Raw genomic sequence first — 1,947 nt, 5'->3', positions numbered from 1 at the left:
GTGAGCACGTGATTAGTAGTCCCGCCTTGCGGTGGGACGGTCCCGGTCTGACCGGCGGACGCCGTGCCGGGTTCACGCTTCACAGCCGCCAGCCCGCGTGCACGGGTCTTACGGTCGGCTCCACGTGCTGCCACCGGGCCACTCCCGGCGGTGTCGAACTCGGCCGCAACAGCGGCCAGGTTGCGTGCGGCGTTGAGGTCCCGGTCCAGGACCAGCCCACACGCCTCACAGTCGTACTCACGCTCGGACAGGGCCAGCTTGGCTTTCACCGCGCCGCAGCCCGAGCAGGTCTTCGAGGACGGATACCAACGGTCGGCCACGATCAGTCGGCCACCGTTCCATGAGGTCTTGTAAGCGAGTTGACGGCGGATCTCGGCGAATCCGGCGTCAGCGATATGCCGGGCCAGCCGCCGGTTACGCAGCATGCCGCCCACGTTGAGGTCTTCGACCACGACCGTGCCGTGCTCACGAGTGAGCCGGGTGGTGAGCTTGTGCAGGCCGTCGCGGCGCAGATGAGCGACCCGGGCGTGCGCACGGCCAAGCCGCGCGGACGCCCGTTCCCACCGCTTCGATGGGCGGCGTCCGGTACGCCGGTCGGGGCCGCTCTTACGCGACAGCGCTCTTCCCCAGGCACGTAGCCGGGCCTGCGAGGCAACGAGGTGGCGCGGGTTGTCCACCAGTTCACCGGTGGACAACACCGCAAGGTGCGTGACGCCGACGTCCACGCCTACCACAGACGTGGGCTTGGCCGGTACCTGGTCGGCGCGTTCGACCTCGACGGTGAACGAGACGTGCCAGCGGCCACCGTCGCGCCGGACGGTCGCGGACATGATCCGGGCGGTGTCGTTGTCCACGCGGCGTGCGAGTTTCCGAGCGGACTCGTGCAGCTTCAATCGGCCCAGCCTGGGTAGCGTCACGTGCATGCGGTCGGGCTCGACCCGGATCGTGCCGGTGGTGAACCGCACGGACGGTGTGGTGCGGCGTCGGAACTTGAACCGAGGAAACCCGACCGGACGGCCAGCACGTTTACCGGCGCGGGAGTCGGCCCAGTTCTTCAACGCGCGGGCGAGCGCGTCCAGGCCGGTGTTGAATGCCTCCTTCGAACACTCCCGCCACCACGGCGCCACACCACCCTTCGCGGCGTTCCACTCCCGGCGCAACGCGGGCAACGACCACCCGACCGCCGGGGTGAGCTGACCATCCGGCACACCGTAGGTACGCTGCGCCGCGCGCTGGTCCATGACCGCCTTCACCCGAGCCAACGCCCAGTTGTACGCCAACCGTGCCGCCCCGGCGTGCGCGAGTACCGCACGCTCTTGGGTCGGGGTGAGGTCCAAGGCGAACCGGTACGCCTGAATCGTCTTCATGCCGGGTCGCCCTCGGTGGCCGCTTCGACGGCGCGGCGGGCTCGGTTCGCAGCAGAGCGCCGTCCATAGAGACGGGCGCACAGCGACGTCAGGATCTCGGTCATGTCGCGCACAAGGTCGTCGTCCACCTCGGCCGGGTCGACCACCAGAAGCCGCCTGCCTTGGGCGGCCAGCGCGGCTTCGACGTACTCGCCGCCGAAACGGGCGAACCGGTCCCGGTGTTCGACCACGATCGTCGTGACGGTCGGGTCACGCAGCAACGCCAGGAACTTCTCGCGGCGTCCGTTGAGCGCGGACCCGACCTCGGTAACGACTCGGGACACAACGAGGTTCCGCCCAGTCGCCCATGCGGTTACCCGGGCGACCTGTCGATCCAAGTCGGACTTCTGATCGGCAGACGACACGCGGCCGTACACCACTGTGGTTTCTGGTGACGACGCCTCGGCGTGCCGCTCTACCAGGATCAGGCCGCCGACTCGTCGAGCGGGCACGGGCAGCTTGCCCTCCCGGAACCAGCGATACGCCGTGACCGGGTGGACTCCTTCCCGCTTCGCCCACTCTTTCAAGTTCACCATTACAT

The 1,947-nt window shown here is 68.7% G+C and carries 2 protein-coding genes; both read right to left on the bottom strand.

Going from position 1 to position 1,947, the window contains the following annotated elements; all coding sequences use genetic code 11:
- The coding region (gene tnpB, locus AAH979_RS42810) for an IS607 family element RNA-guided endonuclease TnpB (RefSeq protein ID WP_346263836.1) at nucleotides 1-1,367 on the bottom strand (1,367 nt) is incomplete at its 3' end.
- Complete coding sequence (locus AAH979_RS42805) at nucleotides 1,364-1,939, bottom strand: IS607 family transposase (RefSeq protein ID WP_346263837.1); 576 nt, start codon at nucleotides 1,937-1,939, stop codon at nucleotides 1,364-1,366. The genes tnpB and AAH979_RS42805, both read right to left, overlap by 4 nt.
- Between the last annotated feature and the right edge of the window lie 8 nt (nucleotides 1,940-1,947).

The organism is Plantactinospora sp. ZYX-F-223, from assembly GCF_039649625.1.
In the GTDB taxonomy this organism is placed as follows: Bacteria; Actinomycetota; Actinomycetes; order Mycobacteriales; family Micromonosporaceae; genus Plantactinospora.
The sequence above is the reverse complement of the archived record's forward strand: the minus strand, read 5'-3'. Positions and strand labels throughout refer to the sequence as shown.